Source organism: uncultured Arcticibacterium sp. (assembly GCF_964021845.1).
In the GTDB taxonomy this organism is placed as follows: domain Bacteria; phylum Bacteroidota; class Bacteroidia; order Cytophagales; family Spirosomataceae; genus Arcticibacterium.
Window position 1 is genome coordinate 64,378 of sequence record NZ_CAXHZC010000011.1, and the last position, 18,178, is coordinate 82,555.

The window sequence follows — 18,178 nt, forward strand, 5'->3', positions numbered from 1 at the left end:
CCAAGTCTAACTGGAGTAGTTTTAAAGAAAGAAGAGAATTTACAAAAAATGGACATATTAAAGATAGCAACGGCGGGTTCGGTAGATGATGGTAAAAGCACATTGATAGGCCGTTTACTTTACGAAACAAAATCTATTACAAAAGATAAAATAGAAGCCTTAGAAACTGCTTCTAAGAGAAAAGGACTTGATTTTACAGACCTTTCTCTTTTGACAGATGGTTTGATAGCCGAGCGTGAGCAAGGCATCACTATTGATGTGGCACATATCTACTTCAATACACCTACACGTAAGTACATTATTGCTGATACTCCAGGCCATTTTGAGTACACACGTAATATGATTACTGGAGCTAGTAATGCCTCTGTTTCTATCATACTTATTGACTCTAGGAATGGTATTTCTGAGCAAACAAAAAGACATTATTACATCAGTCAGTTATTAAGGATTGAAAATGTAATAGTTGCGGTTAATAAAATGGACTTGGTAGATTATTCTGAAGATAGTTTTGAAACTATCAAAAAGGATTTTGAAACCACGGTAGGAAAAGCAGGTTTTGAAGGTCAAAAAATTACTTTCATTCCTTTGTCATCGCTTTATGGAGATAACATCACTACAAAGTCTGATAAAATGGCTTGGTATGATGGCGGTTCATTGTTGAACATTTTAGAAAGTATTGAAAACAAGCAAGTAAGAACGGGTGCTGATGCTATTCCTGCCAGAATGGGAGTACAGTATGTGGTAAGACCAAAAACAGAAGAGTATCACGATTACCGAGGCTATGCCGGAAGAATAAGCAGTGGTGAATTTGAGGTAGGAGATGAAGTTACGGCTTTACCTAGCGGTCAAAGTTCTACCATAAAGAGTATTCAAAAATTTGAGACTGATTTAACTAAAGCTATTGCTGGAGATTCTGTGGTAATAACTTTAGATACGGATATTGATATTAGTCGTGGTAACATGTTAACACGTTCTAATGTGGTGCCTGAAGGCAAAAAGGCTTTAAAAGCAACCGTCTGTTGGATGGACAGCACACCGCTTTCAGCGGGCAAAACGTATATTCTTCAGCATGGCGTTAATACTCAAAAAGCGAAATCAATTTCTATTGATTCTGTATTAGATGTGCAGCATTTAACAGAGTCTGACGAAAGAAACGACATTAAGCTAAATGAAATTGGTGTGGTTAATCTGAAAACTGCTGGCGAGATATTCGCTGATACCTATACGGATAATCCTTCAAATGGAGCATTTATACTCATAGACCCAATGTCAAACACAACGGCGGGTTTGGGTTTTGTAATGTAATCGGATTCACTAAGACAGTATTTAGAGGTAAGCATATTTGCTTACCTTTTTTTATTTAATGGCGTCTAATTATCACTTTTTTGGAGACATAATGAGTGAAATTGGAGGTGCTAACTTGTCAAGACAAGTATAAATAGTACTTAGAAAGGTTCTAAATTGGATTATTCTAATGTTAAGTTTACATTAAGATATTTTATTGGTTGCTGAGTACTAAAATCAGAGTTTACCTGTCAATCTCACCTTTTTTTGTTATTATATTGCAAGGCAGAGCTAAAAATACAACCACTGTTTTAGCTCTCATAAGGGAAACATATCTAAATGCTAATACAAAGCAGTTTCCCGAAAATACATTTATTATAACAGGAGTACTATAAGGAATGATTGAAACAGAAGAAAACTTGGGTCTTTACAGCAGTGAGTTTGAGCATGACGCTTGCGGAATAGGTTTCCGAGCTCATTTAAAAGGCCGTAAATCACATGGTATTGTAACTGATGCCATACAGATGCTAGAAAGAATGGACCACCGAGGAGCCTGCGGTTGTGACCCTAATACGGGTGATGGTGCAGGTTTGTTGTTGCAAATTCCCCATGAATTTTTTGTAAGTGAGTGTAGAAAAAAAGGCTTTAAATTACCAGCTTCCGGAGAGTATGGTGTAGGTCAAATTTTCTTCCCTTTTCAAGAAATAGCAAGAGAAGAGTGTCGTGAGATACTTAACAGAAAAATTGAAGAGCTAGGTTTTGACCTTCTTGGATATAGGAAAGTGCCTACACTTAATGATACATTAGGCGAAGGTTCTCTTAAAGTTGAACCATGGGTTGAGCAGTTGTTTATCAAAATGCCAGAGGCAGTAGAAGATGACTTAATCTTTGAACGTAAGTTATACGTTTTAAGGCAGTTTGCTTCTGCCGTCATTAGAGACTCTGTAAAAGGAGTAAGAGAGACTTTCTACATTTCAAGTTTATCTTGTCGTACTATCTCTTATAAAGGTCAGTTAACTACAGACCAACTAAAATATTATTTCCCTGATTTACAGGATTCTAGAGTTGTTTCAGCTTTTGCTATTGTACACTCTCGTTTCTCTACCAATACTTTTCCATCTTGGAAACTAGCTCAACCATTTAGATTTATCGCTCATAATGGAGAGATAAATACCGTAAAAGGTAACGTAAACTGGATTAGAGCAGCAGAAAAGTCATTCTACTCTGAATTCTTCACAAAAGAAGAAATGGAGATGATAATGCCTATCTGTGATAAAGGTAATTCAGATTCTGCCATGCTAGATAACGCCATAGAGTTGCTTTATCTTTCAGGAAGGTCACTTCCTCATGTAATGATGATGATGGTGCCTGAAGCATGGGACGGAAACGAAGCCATGGATCCAGTAAGAAAAGCATTCTATGAGTACCATGCTACCATCATGGAGCCATGGGATGGTCCGGCTTCTATTTCATTTACGGATGGTAAAATGGTGGGTGCCACTTTAGATAGAAACGGTCTTAGACCATCTAGGTATTGGGTACTTAATGATGACACTGTAGTGATGGCATCTGAGGCGGGTGTCTTAGATATTGACCAATCTACCGTAGTATCGAAGGGTCGTCTTCAGCCAGGAAGAATGTTTGTGGTAGACATGGAGGAAGGAAGAATCATTCCTGACGAAGAGTTGAAAGCCGATATTTGCTCAAGACAACCTTACGGAGAGTGGATTGAAAAGCATAAGATTAATATCAAAAAGCTTCCAAAATCTATTCGTCCATATACTCATTACAGTTCTGAGAAACTTATCAAAAGACAAATTACTGCAGGTTATACCTCAGAAGATTTGAGAATGATATTAGGGCCAATGTCCTCATTAGGTAAAGAGGCTATCGGTTCCATGGGTATAGATATTCCTTTGGCTATTTTATCTAGCCAAAGTCAGCATCTTTCTTCTTATTTTAAGCAGTTATTTGCTCAGGTAACTAACCCACCTATCGATTCTATCAGAGAGCGTTCTATCATGTCTTTGATATCCTTTGTAGGAACTGCCGACAATATTTTGACGGAGTCGCCAAGGCACTGTCGTCAAGTTCAGCTGCAGCAGCCAGTTTTAACACCGAAAGAGTTTGATAAGCTTCGCTTTGTTGATCATGATGGTTTCCAAGCTAAAACTATTAATACTTATTTCTATACTAGCTCAGACGATCATGGGAAGGCACTAGCTTTCGCTATTGAAAGAATTTGCCGTTATGCTGAAGATGCTATAAAAGACGGTTTTGAAATTCTTGTTTTATCTGATAGAGCAGTAGATTCAGAGCATGCAGCCATTCCTTCATTATTAGCTACATCAGCTATTCACCATCACTTAATACGTAAAGGTTTAAGAGGTCAGGCGAGTATTGTGGTGGAAGCAGCAGATGTTTGGGAAACCCATCATTATGCAGCTTTAATAGGTTTTGGAGCTTCCGCTATCTGTTCTTACTTGGCTTTCGAAACATTGACCAAAATGAATGCCTCAGGTCAAATTGATGGAGAGTTTACGGATAAAGAACTATATAAAAACTACATCAAAGCTGTTGACAAAGAGCTGTTGAAGATTTTCTCTAAAATGGGGATTTCTACATTACAGTCTTACCAAGGAGCTCAGATTTTTGAATGTTTAGGTCTGAACAAAACTGTTGTTGATAAATACTTCACAGGAACGGTATCAAGAATTGGTGGCTTAGGCATCAATGATATTGCCAAAGAGGTTATTGTAAGACACAGAGTGGCATATCCAAAAATCGAAAAAGATTCTGTTAAGAGATTAGAAGTAGGTGGTGTTTATCAATGGAAGCAGCGTGGTGAAAAACACATGTTTAATCCAGAGTCAATTCACCTTCTTCAGCAGTCAACAAAACTTGGTGACAAGGATTTAGATGCTGGTTATAAATTATTCAAGAAGTATTCTAAGCTAATAAACGACCAATCTAAAGAAGCCCTAACGCTTCGTGGTTTGATGCGTTTTAAGCAGTCTGAGTCAATTTCTATTGACGAAGTAGAGCCTGTAGAAGAAATATTCAAACGTTTTGCTACAGGAGCCATGTCATTTGGTTCTATTTCTTGGGAAGCTCACACCACTTTGGCCATTGCGATGAACCGTATAGGTGCTCGCTCTAACTCAGGAGAAGGTGGAGAAGATGAAACAAGATATACGCCACTTGAAAATGGAGACAGCATGTCTTCAAATATTAAGCAAGTAGCCTCAGGTAGATTTGGAGTAACTAGTTACTACTTATCAAATGCCAAAGAGATTCAAATAAAAATGGCTCAAGGTGCCAAGCCTGGTGAAGGTGGACAGCTTCCTGGCCATAAAGTAGATGATTGGATTGGACGTACTAGACATAGTACTCCTGGTGTTGGACTTATTTCTCCGCCACCGCACCATGATATCTATTCTATTGAGGATTTAGCTCAATTAATATATGACCTTAAAAATGCCAACGAAGAAGCACGTATTTCAGTGAAATTAGTTTCTGAGGCTGGTGTTGGTACCATTGCTACGGGTGTAGCAAAAGCTCACTCAGATGTGGTATTGATAGCAGGTTATGATGGTGGTACTGGAGCTTCTCCATTATCTTCATTAAGACATGCCGGACTTCCTTGGGAGCTTGGTCTAGCAGAAACTCACCAAACGCTTGTTAAAAACAAGTTGAGAGGAAGAATTGTGGTTCAGGCTGATGGTCAATTGAGAACAGGTAGAGACCTTGCTATAGCTGCTTTATTAGGTGCTGAAGAATTTGGAGTAGCTACTGCAGCTTTAGTGGCGGCAGGTTGTATTTTAATGAGAAAATGTCATTTGAATACTTGTCCAGTAGGAATTGCTACGCAAAGAAAAGAACTAAGAGCTTTATTTAGTGGTAAGCCAGAGCACGTGGTAAACATGTTTACTTACTTAGCTATGGAAATGCGTGAGATAATGGCTGAATTAGGTTTCAGAACTGTCAACGAAATGGTTGGCCAGGTTCAGAAACTAGAAAAAAGATCTGATGTTAAGCATTGGAAGTATAAAGACTTAGATTTCTCTAAAATTCTTTATAAAGAGCCAATCGCTGCAGAAGTAGCAGAATATAAGCAAGAGGAGCAAGACCATGGTATTTCTATGGTTTTAGATAGGCAAATGATTAAAGATGCTAAACCAGCCCTTGAAAAAGGAGAAGCTGTAAAAGCAGAATACACGGTCAATAACCTTGATAGAACTATCGGAGCTATGCTGTCGCATGAAATATCTAAGATTTATAAGGGAGAAGGCTTGCCAGCAGGTACCATTCACTTTAAATATAGAGGTACTTCAGGACAGTCTTTTGGGGCGTTCTCTACCAAAGGTTTGAAATTAGAACTTGAAGGAGACTCTAATGATTACTTTGGAAAAGGTCTTTGTGGAGCTGAGCTAATCGTCTACCCAGACAGAAATGCTACTTTCAAAGCGTCGGAAAACATGGCAGTAGGTAATGTTTCTTTTTACGGTGCTACATCTGGTGAAGCCTTTATTAATGGTTTAGCTGGTGAGCGTTTTGCGGTAAGAAACTCTGGTGCTAGAGTAGTAGTAGAAGGAATAGGCGACCACGGTTGTGAATACATGACAGGTGGAACTGTAATTGTACTAGGACCTACAGGTGGGAATTTTGCTGCTGGTATGAGCGGTGGAATAGCCTATGTATATGACAAGGAAAAAGTATTTGATGCTAAGTGTAATAAAGAAATGGTAGACCTGGAAGGGCTTACTACAGATGATGAAGCCTTATTAGAAGGTATGATTACAAAGCATTTGAAGGCTACTGGAAGCGAAGTAGCTAAATCTTTATTGGACAACTTGAAAGAAGAATTTAAGAACTTCGTGAAAGTATATCCAAGAGATTATAAGCGTATTTTAGCTGAAAGAAGTGAAAAAGAAGCTTCAAAAGCGGCATAAGGAAATCAATTTAGAACATTAGTACAAAACGATAATGGGAAAACCAACAGGTTTTTTAGAATTTGAAAGAGAAGCTTCGAAGTATAGAAGTGTAGATGAACGTAAAAAGGACTACCAAGAGGTAGAGCAAAAATATAGCAAAGAGCAAACCCACGAACAAGCAGCTAGATGCATGGACTGTGGAATACCTTTTTGTCATAATGGCTGTCCACTTGGGAATATTATTCCTGAGTTTAACGATGCCGTTTATGAAGAAAACTGGAAGCAGGCTTACGAAATTTTAGCAAGTACAAATAACTTCCCAGAATTTACTGGAAGAATTTGTCCTGCACCATGTGAGTCTTCTTGTGTATTAGGTATAAATAAACCTCCTGTAGCTATTGAGTATATTGAGAAATCAATTATCGAAAGAGCTTATGAAGAAGGGTGGGTAGTAGCTAGTCCTCCTTCAGTGAGAACAGGGAAGAACATTGCTGTGGTAGGTTCAGGCCCTGCAGGAATGGCTGCTTCAGCTCAGCTTAATAAAGCGGGTCACACGGTAACTTTATTTGAAAGAGCAGACCAAATAGGTGGCTTAGTAAGATATGGTATTCCAGATTTTAAATTGAATAAAGACATCATAGACCGTAGAATTGCGGTGATGGAAGAAGAAGGTGTTATTTTCAAAACCAATACAAATGTTGGTGTAGATATCACTTCGGAGCAATTGGAAAGAGACTTTGATGCTGTAGTCTTAACCGGAGGTTCTACAGTTCCTAGAGACTTGAATATTCCAGGTAGAGAGCTAAAAGGTGTTCATTTTGCCATGGAATTCTTAAGTCAGCAGAATAAAAGAGTGGCGGATACCAAAGGTATCAATATTGACTTTTCTGTAGACCATCAAGGAGCTAAATATCAAAACGGCGATTTGTCTGCCAAAGGTAAAAACGTAGTGGTGATTGGTGGTGGAGATACAGGTTCTGACTGTGTGGGTACTTCAAACCGTCATGGTGCTGAGGCTATTTATCAAATAGAGATTATGCCAATGCCTCCTAAAGAGAGAGCGGAAAGCACGCCATGGCCTATGTGGCCTATGCAGCTGCGTACCAGTACTTCGCATAAAGAAGGCTGTGAGAGAGATTGGCAAATAAACACAAAGGAGTTTGTAGGTGACGAAAACGGAAACCTGAAAGCTCTTAAGTTGGTGAATATTGAATGGGTGAAAGATAATGGCCGTATGACCATGAAAGAGATTCCTGGAACGGAGAAAGAAGTTCCTTGCGAATTGGCTTTATTGGCAGCTGGTTTCTTACATCCTCAGCAAGAAGGTTTGTTAAACGACTTAGGTGTAGAGTATGACCAAAGAGGTAATATTAACGCTCCTAAATATCAAACGAGTAATGAGAAAATTTTTGCAGCGGGTGATATGAGAAGAGGACAGTCACTAGTAGTATGGGCTATATCAGAAGGGCGTGAAGCTGCTCGTGCAGTAGACCAATACCTTATGGGTGAGTCTTTCTTAGAAGCTAAATCTGTTTCTATGATTTCACCATCTTATTTAGGCGTATAGTCGATAAGAACATTATATACCTTAAAGCAGTCTCCTAAAAGAGACTGCTTTTTTGTGTTCTTTAATTAACTTGCACACATGCTCAAACCCTATTTCAATAAAGACTGTATAGAAGCAGGGCTAGATGAGGCTGGAAGAGGCTGTCTAGCTGGTCCTGTGGTGGCGGCAGCTGTTGTTTTACCTAGAGATTATGACAACGTTGACTTAAATGATTCTAAGCAGCTAGATAAGAAAGCTAGAGAGCAAATGGCAGAAATAATAGAAAAAGATGCATTAGCCTACGCTGTCGGTATTTGTTCACAAACAGAGATTGACGAAATTAACATTTTGCAAGCTAGTATTTTAGCTATGCATAAGGCAGTAAAGCTTCTTTCAGTGAAACCTGAGCATCTTTTGGTTGATGGAAATAGATTTGTTCCTTACTTATCTATTCCGCATACTTGCATAATAAAAGGTGATGGAAAGTTTCAAAGCATAGCTGCTGCTAGTATTCTGGCTAAAACGTATAGAGATAAACTTATGGACAGTTACGCCAAAGAATTTCCGCAATATGGTTGGGAAACCAATGCAGGTTATCCTACCATAAAACACCGAGCAGCTATCAAAGAGCATGGCGTAACCTACCTACATAGAATGACTTTTAGACTATTGAAACCCGAAATTGAAAAATTGTAAATGAAGATTATTTTAAGTTTTATTCTACTTTTTACGCTAACAACTAATCAAAAGGATTTAGCAAACTACCGTCAAGAAATTCCAAATACACATGAAGGCTTTGATATGGTGGCTATTCCTGGCGGTGAATTTCTTTTTGGAAGCCCAGAAAATGAGGATTTAAGAAGCGAAAATGAAGGACCACAGGTTAAAGTAGAAGTAAGCCCTTTTTGGATGGCGAAGTATGAAACCACATGGGATTTGTATTTGATTTATCAAAATGCTGAACTGGAAATTGACAAGAATTTAGTTTTAGATGGTATTTCTAGACCCACAAAGCCTTATGTTGAAATGTCTTTTGGGCAGGGTAAAAATGGAGGTTTCCCAGTTTGTAATGTAACGCAATATGCGGCTAGGTCTTTTTGTGAATGGCTCTACAAAAAAACTGGTGTTTTTTATAGACTGCCGACAGAAGCTGAGTGGGAATATGCAGCTAGAGCAGGAAGTACCACAGCATGGCACTTTGGAGATGACGTTAGCCAGCTAGATGATTATGCATGGTCTTATACTAACTCTGATGGAGCCTATGCTTTGGTAGGAGAGAAGAAACCAAACCAATGGGGACTTTATGATATGTATGGCAATGTATCTGAGTGGACGTCTGACCAATACAAGGAAAATGTTCATTCAGAGCTTAATAGTGGAGTGAAAGACCCGTATTTTGAACCTGTAACCCTATATCCTCATACTATAAAAGGAGGAAATTGGGACGATGATGCAGACGCACTTCGTTCGGCAGCAAGGACAGGTTCTACTGAAAGATTGAAAAGAACAGACCCGCAGATACCAAAGTCGGATTGGTGGCTTACAGACGCACCTTTTTTAGGTTTTAGACTATTGAGACCTGCCGTACAACCATCGAAAGCTGAGATAGAAAAATACTTTGCACCCCCTCCTAAGGACAAATAGGCGTTGGAATACGGCAGTTGGACTATCTATTTTCCATTTTCCGTCTGTTTTCTTTAGCTTTAAATATTCAACCAATTAAATACCCTAAGAAATAATGAAAGATTTAAATCGAAGAGCCTTTATTAAAAACTCAGCCATGTTAGCTGGAGGTACGGCTCTAATCAGTAATCCATTAATGTCATCTGCCTTTTACAGTGGAGCAGACGAAGTCAAAGTCGCTCTTATAGGTTGTGGAGGTAGAGGTTCTGGAGCGGCATTCCAGGCATTATCTGTAAAAGAAAATGTAAAGTTAGTAGCCATGGCAGATGCTTTTCGAGATAGATTGGACGACTGCTATACAAAATTGACCTCTGGTAGAGCGTTAGAAGGTGAAGTAGCAGGAAGAGTTCAGGTAGCTGAAGAAAACAAGTTTGTAGGATTTGATGCATATAAAAAGGCTATTGCTTTAGCGGATGTAGTAATATTGACAACTCCTCCAGGTTTCAGACCTATCCATTTTGAAGAGGCTGTTCGCCAAAATAAGCACGTATTCATGGAGAAGCCTGTGGCGACTGATGCTCCTGGAATTAGAAGAGTTCTGGATGCGGCTGAAGCTGCAAAAAAGAAAGATCTTAAAGTAGTGGTAGGGCTTCAAAGACACTATCAAAAATCATATTTAGAGACGTACGATAGAGTTGTAGACCAAGGCATGATTGGTGATATAGTATCGGCAAGATGTTACTGGAATAATGACGGTGTTTGGGTCAAAAAACGTGAAGACAGCATGACCGAAATGGAGTACCAAATGAGAAACTGGTATTACTTTGTATGGTTATGTGGAGACCATATTTCAGAGCAGCACATTCATAATATTGATGTTATCAACTGGTTTAAAGGAGGATATCCTACGGAAGCTATTGGCATAGGTGGTAGAGAAGTACGAAAAGGAAAAGAATACGGGGAGATTTTTGATCACCATGTGGTACAATTTGAATATGCCGACGGTATGATATTGGACAGTCAGTGCCGTCACCAACCTGGTACAGTTGCCAATGTTTCGGAACACTTGGTAGGTACAAAAGGCCGAGCAACGGAGGGTAGAATAATGGACCTAAAAGGTAACAGCCTTTGGAGACATAGAGGCAGAGAAGATAAGAATGCTTATCAGGTAGAGCATGATGTTCTTTTCCATAATATTGTCAATAATATTCCGGTAAATGATGCTTATAACGGAGCCATGAGTACCATGACTTCTATTTTAGGAAGGATGGCAACGTATTCTGGTCAAAAAATCACGATGGAAGAAGCTCTTAAATCAGAGATTTCTTTGGCACCAGAAAGCTTTACTTGGGATACACTTCCTCAGTCGCTTCCGGATGCAAATGGTTTCTATCCAATTCCAGTTCCTGGGAAGTTTAAGGCAGTTTAATTTGAAATTATACTAAAAGTAAAAGCCACGAAAGTTTAAATTTTCGTGGCTTTTTTATGGACTCTGATTTACGAAATCTACTCCCAAATAGTGTGGTAAGACTTCCCACTGGCATCATCTACACGCTTATAAGTATGAGCACCAAAGAAATCACGCTGAGCTTGAATAATATTTGCCGTAGGGTGATTATATAAATTAGCATTCAAATAGTCTAAAGCAGATAAGTGACAAGGCATAGAAATACCTGAATTAATGCCGGCTGTGGCTATGTTTCTTAAAGCTTTAAGTTCGTTGGCTAATTTGTCTTTGTTTTCAGTTAGTAGGAGTGAGGTGCTCTCTTTTAAAGTTTCTATCAAAGTCTCCATTAAACCTGAGCGAATAATACAGCCATTGGTCCAAATTCTAGCAATTTCAGAAAGGTTTAAACCCCATTCATATCTTGAAGATGCTTCTGCTATTAGTTCAAAACCTTGCTGATGGTTGACCAATCTTGCTAGTAAATAAGCCATTTTCAAATCCTCAACTGCTACTTTCGATTGCTTTTCAATTTTAAAGTCAAACTTAGCGGTCATTTCAGTTCGCTTAGTTTTAAAAGCAGAAATGTACCTTGCAAACAAAGCTGAAGAAATCATAGTGGCTGGAATACCTAGCCTAGCCATAGATTCCGTGGTCCAGCTACCGGTTCCTTTATTACCAGCTTGGTCAAGAATGATATCTACCATGTATTTATCACCTTCTTTCTTTTTAAGAAGTTTGTAGGTAATTTCTAATAAATAACTGCTTAGCTCACCTTTATTCCACTCTTCTAAGATGGTCGAAATTTCGTCAGGGGTTAAACCATTATTATATCTCAGTACAGCAAATACCTCAGCCAAGAGTTGCATCTCAGCATATTCTATACCGTTATGCACCATTTTTATATAATGACCTGAGCCGCCTTTACCTACATAGGTGCAGCAGCCTTTCCCATTTTTGTCCTTTGCGGCGATAGCCTCTAAATATGGAGCAATTTTGTCATAAGCGGTTTTATCTCCGCTAGGCATGATAGATGGTCCTTTTAAAGCACCTTCTTCGCCACCAGAAACACCAGTACCAATAAACTGAATTCCTTTTTCGGACAATTCAGCACCACGTCTTTCTGTATTAGTAAAGTGTGAGTTTCCTCCGTCAATAATGACATCACCTTCGTCTAATAAATCAGAAAGTTCACTGATAACGTAATCTGTAACCTTTCCGGCATTAACCATTAGAAAGACCCTTCTTGGCTTTTCTAGCGATTGAACAAAGCCACGCATATCTTCAAAACCCTTAGCCGTTTTTAGCTCATCAAACTCATTTATAAACTTCTCTGCTATTTTTTCTTCGCTTCCTTTTAGGTAGCGGTTATATAGAGCAAGGTTAAAACCATGGTTTGCAAGATTTCTTGCAAGGCTCTTTCCCATAACTCCTAATCCTACTAATCCGAATTCTTGTGTTGGTTTTTCCATTTGGTCTGTAATGTCTTTGATAATGTTTTCAGGACTTTGGTCAATAGAAATATGAAGTCCATAATTCGGTACTTCTAGTGTTTCAAATTGTGATTTTAGTAAGCCTGGTGGCATAAAGTGGTCTTTACGGGCTTTCATACGGCTATCTATTAGGTCAAAAGAACCTTCTAGGTAAACTAAGTATGCGTCGTTACCAGTATTTTTAAATAATATTTCTCTATACTTTTCTTTAAGGGCTGAGCAAGCAAAAACGCCACCCTTTTTTGACGCAAGAGCTTTTTTATTGATAGACTCTAACCAGCCTTGGCGGTCGTCATCATTTAATGGTGTGCCTTCACTCATTTTATCAATATTGGCTTGCGGATGGAAATCATCCCCGTCATAAAAAGGAATGTTTATCTCCTTTGCCAATAGTTCTCCTACTGTAGATTTCCCACAGCCGCTAACCCCCATTATAAATACTATCATTTCGAAATGCTAAATTTGAGCAAAGTAAGTAAAATGAAGTTTTTTTAACTAAGAATACAGCATTTGATTCTGCTAGAGATTTAAAACCAGTAGTTTTGCGAAGGAATAAATGAGAGATATGAATCTGATTGATAAAATAAAAGGTCTGGCCGCCGACCAATTTGAAGACTCTATAGCCATCAGAAGGCACTTACATGCTAACCCTGAGCTTTCTTTTCATGAACATGAAACATCTGCTTTTGTGGTTAAGAAATTGACGGAAATGGGTTTGAAACCAGAGCACGGTATTGCGGGAACTGGTGTGGTAGCTTTGATTGAAGGAAGAAACCCTTCAAAAAAAGTAGTGGCTTTACGTGCAGACATGGATGCATTACCGATTTTTGAAGCAAACGATATTTCTTATAAATCAAAGAATGAAGGCGTAATGCACGCTTGTGGGCATGATGTGCATACCACCTCTTTGCTGGGTACAGCTAAGATTCTAAGTTCCTTAAAGGAAGATTTTGAGGGAACAGTGAAACTGGTTTTTCAGCCGGCTGAAGAAAAAGCACCAGGTGGAGCTTCCATCATGATAAAAGAAGGTGTATTAGAAAACCCAAAACCTAATGGGATGCTTGGGCAGCACGTGGCTCCTAATATTCCTGTGGGTAAAATTGGTTTTAGAGAAGGTATGTATATGGCCAGTACCGACGAAATCTATTTGACGGTGAAAGGGCAGGGTGGCCATGGTGCTGCTCCAGACCAGTGTATTGACCCAATTTTAGTGGCTTCTCACATCATAGTAGCATTGCAGCAAATAGTCTCTAGAAATAGAAAACCAACAAATCCGTCTGTTTTGACCTTTGGTAAAATAGTGGGTTTAGGTGCTACCAATGTTATTCCAAACGAAGTCAAGATTGACGGTACGTTTAGAAACATGAATGAAGAATGGCGTGAAAAAGGGCTAGGACTTATCCAGAAAATGGCAGAGACCATGGCGGAGTCTATGGGAGCTACATGTAAATTTGAGGTTATCAGAGGGTATCCTTACTTAGAAAACAATCCTAAGTTGACTAGAAAAATAAGAAAAGCTGCGGAGGCTTATATGGGTAAAGAGAACGTGGTAGATCTTGACCTATGGATGGCAGGGGAAGACTTTGCATTCTATTCTCAGGTAGTAGACTCTTGTTTCTACAGATTAGGCACTAGAAATGAAGCCAAAGGAATAGTTTCTGGTGTTCATACACCCACATTTAACATTGACGAAAATGCAATTGAAATAGGCATGGGATTAATGGCTTGGAATGCCGTGAGTGAGTTGGCTAATAATTAATAGTATTTAATTCCATATCGTTTAACATATTTATTTTAGATAGGTCGAGTACATAATCCGAATTTACTGGCTTAAGCACAGTGCTATACTTTGCACCCTAATTTAGTTTCGAGTATAGATATGATTTTCGGACATGTACGGGGTCTATCATGCTATGATTTATGACCTCTATTAACACTAAAAACTCACCATCACACTTTTTCTAGCTTTCGGCACTTTCTCCTTAGAGTATACTTTCTTTTGTTTTTGGGTGTACCACGGTCTAAGCAATAGGTAAAAAGAGTACATTAGACCATTCGGTTTCAAGGCGGTAATATCTTCGGATAGTCCTTACGTCGTTTGTCTCATTTCTAGAGAAAATGAAGTTTACTATCATATTCATCAGTTGATTATGCTTTTCAATAGCAATACGAAACATGGTGATAGATATTGCTTTTGGCTTCAATCTAATATTAAACTGACCATTCTGATTTACCAAACGAGCGTGTCCACTGCTTGTTTTTTTCCAAAACCGTGGTCTTCTCTACTTTTCCCTTCCCTACTAGTGATTCTTTAGTAATTCTCATAATCGAAAATTAACTATTGCATGGGTAAACATTGCTAGATATTGAAAACAAAAAGACGGCAGGTTTTAAATAGAAAATAAAATATTGTAAAAATAAATTGAACCAAGGATGTTTTATTGTTTAATAAACTGTACATTTGATTAAACAAAATATTTAAGATGTCAAGTTTTCTGGTAATAGGTGGTTCTTCAGGCATTGGTCTGGCTTTGGTAACAAAGCTTAGTAAAGAAGGGCATACGGTTTACAGTACATTTAATGGTACCAAGAAGGACGATTTTGACAATGTCACTTATCAAAAGCTTGATGTGTTAAGCGATTCATTTGATTTGGACTTTTTGCCTGAAACTCTAGATGGTTTTGCGTATTGCCCGGGTAGTATTAATCTAAAACCTTTTGCACGATTTAGTGCTGAAGATTTAGTAGAGGATTATAAGCTTCAAGTGGTGGGTGCAACGGAGATTCTGAAGTCAATTTTACCTCGCCTTAAGAAGTCTGAAAAACCCTCGGTCTTGTTTTTTTCAACCATTGCAGTACAGCAAGGTTTTAGTTTTCATAGTCAAGTTTCAGCATCTAAAGGGGCTTTAGAAGGCTTGACACGGGCTTTGGCAGCAGAGTTAGCTCCCAGTGTACGAGTTAATGCTATAGCTCCGTCACTAACAGAGACGCCACTGGCCAATAGGCTGATAAATACGGCTATTAAAAAAGAAGCTCAGGCGGAGAAAAATCCATTAAAGAGAATAGGTACAGTAAATGATATTACCGAAGCGGCAGCTTTCTTACTTAGCAACAAATCCAGTTGGGTAACTGGTCAAATTATACATGTAGACGGCGGTTTATCTGCCATTAAATTTTAAAAATATGTTTAGCATTTTCAAAAAGAAAACAGAAGAAGAGAAACTCTACGCCAAATACATGTCATTATTAGAAGAAGCAAGAAATCTTTCTCGCTCTAATAGAAGAATGAGTGACGCCAAACTTATGGAAGCGGAAGAGGTTTTGAAAAAAATGGACTTAGTAAGAGCTTAAACGCTATTCATTTTTTAGTGAGAAAGGCCTTGTGTTAACTGCTGTACCCCATTCTTTATTGGGAACATCACTCATTTCAAAGTTTAGTTCTCCGCCATTCATTAGATCAAAGTGACTCAAAAAAGTCTTGTCCATCTGCTTACCATTATAGGTGAGTGATTTGATATAAATTTTACCTTCACTAGCACCTGGTGCATTAATAACTAGTTTGTTGCCACTTTCTAGGCTTAGTGTAAGTTTGTCAAATCTGGGCCCTGAAATTACATATTCTGGCACAGAAGGGCTTACAGGATAAAAGCCCATAGCCGCAAATACATACCATGCCGACATCTGACCGGCATCATCATTTCCGCTTAATCCTCCTATTTCAGCACTGTACTCTTTTCGCATAATGTCTGAGACTAGTTTTTGTGTTTTCCATGCTTGCCCTGAGTAGTTGTATAAAAATGGAATCTGATGCCCCGGTTCGTTTCCGTGCCAGTATTGCCCTTTTGCATGAAATCTATCTAGGTTAGCATTAAACTCATTCTCACCACCCATAATATCCATTAATCCAGCTATATCATGGGGTACATACCAAGTGTACTGATAAGGTGTACCCTCAGTTATATAAGGCATTCTAGCATACTTTTTATAATTATCGGTAAAACTACCGTCAGCAAATTTTCCTTTAACGGTAGAGTCTGCAGGGCTATAAACATTAGCATAGTTTAATGCTCTTTTTCTTAGTATCTCAGCATTTTTAGAATCTCCTTTTTTCTTGGAAATTTGGCTCAAAGCAAAATCATCAAACGAGTATTCTAAGGTTCTTGAAACTTGCTCGCCTTTATGGAAAGATTCCAATACTTTGTCTTCTAAAGGAATGTATCCATGTTTTAAGTAAGAGGCTAAAGCCCTTCTTCCTTTTCCGTTTTTGTATTCTTGGATGGTTTCAGGCGACTCAAAAGCATTTTTTAATAAGAAGGCGTACTGCTCATCTGTAATGGAAATAAGGTCTTTCATGTAGGCATCAGCTATGGTGGTGATGGCGTGGTCGCCAATCATGGCACTGGTATAGCTGTTCCAGCATGGGAAAATAGGCAACCAGCCGCCTTGCTCTGCCATGGAGAAAAGACTCTGCATCATATCAGCACTGGCTTTGGGTTTTAAAATACTAAATAGTGGATGTGAAGCCCTATAAGTATCCCACATAGAGTAGTCACTAAAGTAATCACCTTTTCCACTGTTAAGTATTTGCGTGCCTCCGGCAAAACTAGGGTAGGAGCCATCCACATCATTATATGTTCTTGGCTGTAAAAAACTATGGTACAAAGCCGTGTAAAACTTCACTTTGTCGTCTTTGACAGTGCCTTCTACTTCAATTTTTGATAATAGACCTTCCCATGTTTCTTGAAGGTTTTCTTTAGCTTGGTTGAAATTAAGGGAGGTAGTTTCGGCTTCAAGGTTTTTGCGAGCTTGCTCAATACTGACAAATGAGGTACCTATTTTAACATATACTACTTCATTTTTTTCGGCAGAAAAGGAGACATAAGCACCTATGTCTTTTTTGTCCTTTATTTCCAGTTGATTCTCCAAAAGTTCGTTACCAGTATAAACACCGCTTTTGTCAAAATTTCTTTCTATTTGAGCTACAAAATAGCCGCTAAAACCAGCTGACTCGCCCCAGCCTTGATATATTCTGTGTACAGGGTTATAACCTACTATTTCATTGGTCTCTTTGTTTATTTTAACGAATCCTTCTCCTTCATCAGAGTTTGGGTTTAACACCAAATGAGCTTCGCCTTCTTTTTCAAAAGTAAATTTGAAAAGACCACTTCTTTTAGTAGCGGTTAGTTCTGCTTTTATCTCATAATCATTTAAATAAACCTCATAAGCGTAAGGATTCGCTTTTTCCGAGTCATGGCTAAAAGTGCTCGCTCTATCTTCTGGGAGCCATTTTAAGGAACCTGAAATAGGCATAATGGTCATGCTTCCATAATCCTGTACACAGGAGCCGCTAAGCCAGTGGCTACCTCTAAAACCTTGGAAAAGAGAGTCGGTATAATAGTAGGGAGCCAAACATTTTTTCTCCGTGTCTTTGGTTTGAGGTGTCCAGTTTGTCATTCCAAAAGGGGTGGTAACGTAAGGAACTACCTGAGCATTATTCTCTTTGTTTTCTCCATGCTCTATGGCACTTTCGGTAGTAGCTGCGGCAGTACCAATTAGCGGATTGACGTAGTCAACGAGTTGAGCTTTTTGTTCCGTTGGTTTACAAGAAAACCCCAAAACAAAGAGAGTGATTAGACTTAAGTATTTCATAGTTCTTTTTGGGTTGAATAGAGCAGATTGTATTGGGTCAATGAATTGACAAAAAGTATTTTCTATACAATTATACTTACTAATATTAATTTGACCTTAATGAGTGGTGACAAATCATATTAAGTCGCAATTTTTCGTCTAAATCATGACCAAATAGTATAGTTTTCATATAAAAAAGACTCCATATAAAGTATATAGAGTCTTT

At 38.5% G+C, this 18,178-nt stretch carries 12 protein-coding genes; 9 read left to right on the top strand and 3 right to left on the bottom strand.

What is annotated here, in order from left to right:
• Window positions 1–48: 48 nt before the first annotated feature.
• The 6 genes from AADJ06_RS21640 (at window position 49) to AADJ06_RS21665 (ending at window position 10,816) form a co-directional block, all read left to right on the top strand.
• A complete protein-coding gene (locus AADJ06_RS21640) occupies window positions 49–1,305 on the top strand; it encodes a GTP-binding protein (protein WP_341228584.1) in 1,257 nt (418 codons plus the stop codon).
• Between the two features lie 377 nt (window positions 1,306–1,682).
• Window positions 1,683–6,236: a glutamate synthase large subunit gene (gene gltB / locus AADJ06_RS21645; protein WP_341228585.1), complete on the top strand. Its 4,554-nt coding sequence runs from the start codon at window positions 1,683–1,685 to the stop codon at window positions 6,234–6,236.
• A 34-nt stretch (window positions 6,237–6,270) separates the two neighbouring features.
• Window positions 6,271–7,785, top strand: coding sequence for a glutamate synthase subunit beta (locus AADJ06_RS21650; protein ID WP_341228586.1), 1,515 nt, complete (start codon window positions 6,271–6,273; stop codon window positions 7,783–7,785).
• Window positions 7,786–7,863: 78 nt separating this feature from the next.
• Window positions 7,864–8,460: a ribonuclease HII gene (locus AADJ06_RS21655; RefSeq protein ID WP_341228587.1), complete on the top strand. Its 597-nt coding sequence runs from the start codon at window positions 7,864–7,866 to the stop codon at window positions 8,458–8,460.
• Window positions 8,461–9,408 (top strand): SUMF1/EgtB/PvdO family nonheme iron enzyme, encoded by a 948-nt coding sequence (locus AADJ06_RS21660; RefSeq protein WP_341228588.1) that lies wholly within the window; start codon window positions 8,461–8,463, stop codon window positions 9,406–9,408.
• Window positions 9,409–9,502: 94 nt separating this feature from the next.
• The gene (locus AADJ06_RS21665; RefSeq protein WP_341228589.1) at window positions 9,503–10,816 is read left to right on the top strand and encodes a Gfo/Idh/MocA family oxidoreductase; all 1,314 of its coding nucleotides are present in this window, start codon (window positions 9,503–9,505) and stop codon (window positions 10,814–10,816) included.
• Window positions 10,817–10,893: 77 nt separating this feature from the next.
• On the opposite strand, the gene gndA is transcribed toward AADJ06_RS21665, so the two are convergent.
• A complete protein-coding gene (gene gndA, locus AADJ06_RS21670; protein WP_341228590.1) occupies window positions 10,894–12,771 on the bottom strand; it encodes an NADP-dependent phosphogluconate dehydrogenase in 1,878 nt (625 codons plus the stop codon).
• Window positions 12,772–12,889: 118 nt separating this feature from the next.
• Here gndA and AADJ06_RS21675 point away from each other — a divergent pair, with 118 nt between their 5' ends.
• Entirely contained in the window at window positions 12,890–14,083 is a 1,194-nt protein-coding gene (locus AADJ06_RS21675; protein ID WP_341228591.1) for a M20 family metallopeptidase, read from the top strand.
• A gap of 262 nt (window positions 14,084–14,345) precedes the next feature.
• Here the strand turns inward: AADJ06_RS21675 and AADJ06_RS21680 are convergent, their stop codons facing one another.
• A complete protein-coding gene (locus tag AADJ06_RS21680; protein WP_341228592.1) occupies window positions 14,346–14,501 on the bottom strand; it encodes a hypothetical protein in 156 nt (51 codons plus the stop codon).
• Window positions 14,502–14,807: 306 nt separating this feature from the next.
• Here AADJ06_RS21680 and AADJ06_RS21685 point away from each other — a divergent pair, with 306 nt between their 5' ends.
• The gene (locus AADJ06_RS21685; RefSeq protein ID WP_341228593.1) at window positions 14,808–15,503 is read left to right on the top strand and encodes an SDR family oxidoreductase; all 696 of its coding nucleotides are present in this window, start codon (window positions 14,808–14,810) and stop codon (window positions 15,501–15,503) included.
• Window positions 15,504–15,507: 4 nt separating this feature from the next.
• Complete coding sequence (locus AADJ06_RS21690) at window positions 15,508–15,675, top strand: Lacal_2735 family protein (protein ID WP_341228594.1); 168 nt, start codon at window positions 15,508–15,510, stop codon at window positions 15,673–15,675.
• Between the two features lie 3 nt (window positions 15,676–15,678).
• Here AADJ06_RS21690 and AADJ06_RS21695 read toward each other — a convergent pair whose 3' ends face one another.
• Window positions 15,679–17,973: a GH92 family glycosyl hydrolase gene (locus tag AADJ06_RS21695; RefSeq protein ID WP_341228595.1), complete on the bottom strand. Its 2,295-nt coding sequence runs from the start codon at window positions 17,971–17,973 to the stop codon at window positions 15,679–15,681.
• Window positions 17,974–18,178: the final 205 nt, after the last annotated feature.